This is a genomic window from Sulfobacillus sp. TH-112 (genome assembly GCF_057473405.1).
Window position 1 is genome coordinate 1 of sequence record NZ_JBYCKN010000066.1, and the last position, 3,545, is coordinate 3,545.

General features: G+C 55.4%; 4 protein-coding genes. 2 read left to right on the forward strand and 2 right to left on the reverse strand.

What is annotated here, in order from left to right; translation table 11 throughout:
* Positions 1 to 239, reverse strand: a 239-nt coding sequence (locus ACOJWD_RS04240) for a hypothetical protein (RefSeq protein ID WP_486991979.1), incomplete at its 3' end; no start/stop codon positions are given.
* 186 nt (positions 240 to 425) lie between these two features.
* Here ACOJWD_RS04240 and ACOJWD_RS04245 point away from each other — a divergent pair.
* Both ACOJWD_RS04245 and ACOJWD_RS04250 read left to right on the forward strand, forming a co-directional pair.
* On the forward strand, positions 426 to 680 hold the full coding sequence (locus ACOJWD_RS04245) for a hypothetical protein (protein ID WP_486991980.1): 255 nt from the start codon (positions 426 to 428) through the stop codon (positions 678 to 680).
* A gap of 856 nt (positions 681 to 1,536) precedes the next feature.
* Positions 1,537 to 1,845: a hypothetical protein gene (locus ACOJWD_RS04250; RefSeq protein WP_486991981.1), complete on the forward strand. Its 309-nt coding sequence runs from the start codon at positions 1,537 to 1,539 to the stop codon at positions 1,843 to 1,845.
* A 186-nt stretch (positions 1,846 to 2,031) separates the two neighbouring features.
* Here the strand turns inward: ACOJWD_RS04250 and ACOJWD_RS04255 are convergent.
* A partial coding sequence (locus ACOJWD_RS04255; RefSeq protein ID WP_486991982.1) for a hypothetical protein occupies positions 2,032 to 3,545 on the reverse strand: 1,514 nt, incomplete at its 5' end.

Here is a 3,545-nt window from a genome sequence, read left to right on the forward strand (position 1 = left end):
GGCTCCCAAATGCCTAACACATCTGGATGCTCGTGTGCCTGCTCAAATCCGCCTTCGACCCAAGTAAAGATCTCGACATAGGTCGGAGGGTCATCCACACTACGAAAAATGACGGGCTTGACGTCGGTGACCAATCCCAAAGCGTGTAGTGTGAACCAATGATTCCCCAAAAGGGCCTGAAACAGTTCTTCTCCGTCGGGTCGAACGCGATATGTGCAAACAACAGTTTGGTTCGCCATGGTCAGCACCTCTTTTTATTAGAATGCGCTAACTATATGCCAATACGCTAATCATGTACACTTCTCATGTGCGAGGTAATTCTATGGGCGAGAGTCCCGGTGGAATTCCGGTTTCGAAGATTGCATGGCGGTTGGCGATAACGACGAGCCGGATGGTACAATAGAGCCCAAAGGGAGGCGTCTTGGGTGTTCAAGCGACTAGACGGTCCTGACGCCGAGCAGTTCCATCGCGTCGTGGACGACGAGAACACCATTGTCGTCGTGGATGGAGTGCCCTACCTCATTGCGCGCCTTCCGGTATTGGACGAAGTGGGTTTGGAAATTGAGGGGGACCCAGACCTGAAAGCGAGTATCCGCCGCGCGAAGGAAGACATTCGAGAGGGCCGCGTCTATTCCACCGAAGAGGCGTTTAGGCTGTTGGATGAAGGATTGGACCGGTGAGCCTCACGATTCGCTGGTCGCGTGAGGCCCTCCGTTTGCTACAAGCCATCGAGAGTCCCCGCTTTTCAGCCCGTGAAACCGCCGCGTATCGCCGGCGCCTGATGGGCGACATTGAACGGAAAATCCAGGTGTTGGTTGGGAACCAGCATGCCATCCCCCGAGGAGCACTACATGGGGACCTTCCGCATCCTCGTCGACACCTACAAGGTGTATTACTCGCTGAGTGCGGCACACACCGAAGCCTACATTGAAGCGATCAAGCATATGCGCATGCAGTGACCATCGCTCACATCGCCCACTGTGCAATTATGGCTTTCATAGGCCAAACAGGCCCATCCATTCTTTCGGTTGCCAGTAGACAAATTTCGTGGAGCTAATGATCGCGGTTCGGGGGCAATAGCGGAGCGCAGTAGCGTCTACACTGCGTTTGACCATAGTTCGTAGGGTTCGTCGTCGGGGAATTCCAACCAGCGGCAAGGTAACATGGCGTCAATACGAACCGCATATTCCAACCTTGGCCGGTCTTGCTGAGAACGGAAGATTGAGCCAAGAAACGAGGAAATCCCACCACATTGTGCACATAGCCTTACAAAGCAGTGAAGGCGTCGGACGTCCGGCAACTGCTAGAGCGCGGTGGTCAACGAGGTCGCCCGCGACAAGACCCGCGTCATCGTGAAAAAGAGCGGAGTACCGATGGCCGTGGTCAGTCCCCAAGACCTCGAGTGATTGCAAGAACGGGACCGCGGCATGGCGTAGCTGCAGGAGACGATGGATGAGATGAGGCAGGCGTTGGGCGATGCGCCTGCGGAAGAATTTAACCATGCGGTGGATCACGCCATACAAGAGAGTCGGTCCCGTGCCAACGGTCTCCTCCCGCATAATCCGGATCGTTATGCATACCAATGTGCTCGTCTTGGCGATGCGCGCGTATCGAGCACCGTTAGCGGTAATTCGCGAAGGCATTCTGACCGGCCAAATTCAGGTATATGGACTTCTGTCAAGTCAAGTCGCCAATGCCGGGCACATCGCAGACAACAGCGGATCAAATGGTCACGTCAGACATCGAGTCGCTCAAGACTCCGGCTCAATACAAATAGATAAGAAAATTATCCGAGAACACTTGTCTCAGATGCGTCGCTGGTGTGTAGACGGGGCGCAAGCATGAGCGGCAGTCGATATGAGAAGGTGGCACCATTAACGCCCCTACGGTTAGAGAATGTACTTCTCTGACTCCCCCGCGCACTCATGCTACTGGGCCATTTTCTCTTCTTTCCTTCTATGAGCAAACGGCAGCCCACTACCCTAAGGCTACCGTGTTTGCTCATGAAAACTATCAAATATCCAAGCGTCCTTAGTCGGTTATGGTGAGGGTCATCGGCTTTGAGGCTTTCCAAAGGCCATCCGCATCCGATACCACCAGCGTGTAGATCCCCATCGGGGCACCGACATCTTCCAACGTAACGGGTTGTGAGAGCGCATAGAAGAAGTTCGGACCCAAAGCGACAGGAATGGTCAAAGGAGCTCCAGCATAGGCGATGCCCCCGACGGTGAATCCGGTCGCTTCATTGCCCAAGGCGTTGGTGATGGTGAGCACGTATCCGCTATTATCCAAGCTGGCCGGATCCGAGACACCCCCACTGGCGGTAAGCTGGGTCAGCGTCAGAGTGGTACTCTCCCCAATCGCCAGAGAAGTCGACCCGGCACTCACGCCCATTTGGTCGGGTTGTCCACCTAAAATGGCGGGAATTTCGGCGGCACCCGTTGTCAATCCCGTGCCGGTGACCGTGAGTGTAACAGGACCCAATCCCCCCGCCATAGAATAGACCGTCTCCGAAATGGGCGGTTCGCCCCCTGTATAGGTCAAGGTGTCAGGTCCCTTCGTGAGATCATGAAACTGTGCTGGCCCTGATAGCGTGGCCGTCAAAGTGTCTGTACCCGTCAATAGCGGCTCCCCCACCTGGTCGACCACACTAATGTCATAGGTCCCGGGATTCCCACTCTCATTCCCGATGAGGTAAGACGACGTAGGTGTCACAGAGACCGCACTGGCCACCTGCGCGACAGCGCTTAGCGTTCCCCTACCGCTAATATCCTGTCCATCCGAAAGACCCAACCGCGCCAAGAGGCTGTCGCTCGCAACAGTCTCTCCAGCGACAATGGGCAGTGTCGCCACGCCATCGTGAAACGGGATGCCGATGGATGCACCGGGCACAACGTGACTCGACGTACTCCCCCACCCACCGATCGCTCCTTCTGCGGTGAGGTCGGTGATACTGCCCGTACCGTTTTCATTAGCCACCACATCACCATGGCTATCGATAGCGCGAATGATGAGCTGTCCCGCCTCTTTGCCATCCGCGACCCACACTGGATTAGCGGTAGAGATCTGAAGACTCGCCGGCGTCCCATAACTTTCAAACGGCTCGGATGCACTTTCTAAAATCGCAGAGGCGCCGTTGAGGCCAGTTGGCAACACATCCACAACCGCGCGATACGAGCCCATTTGCGAAGCTGTCATGGTATAGGAAGGGCTGCTCGTATAGGGACCCGACGACTTCCATACTCCACTCGGTGTTTCATACCAGAACTGATAGCGTGGATTGATAACATTTTGAGCACTTCCCGTGAGGGTCACACTGTTATTTTGTGGAACAGCCGATGCCGATACCGTCAGCGTCGACTGCAGTCCCACCAATAAGGGCGAGGTTCGCGAAAAGAGGGTATCTTGCCATTGATGGCGCTGGTAGGCTGCCGCAGAAATGGCATCGACTTGAAAAAGGTCCTCTCCCACCACCGACGGAGTCAGTGTGAAACGACTGGACTTTTGCCAAGCGACCACATTGTGCCAAGCATTCGCGCCCTCAC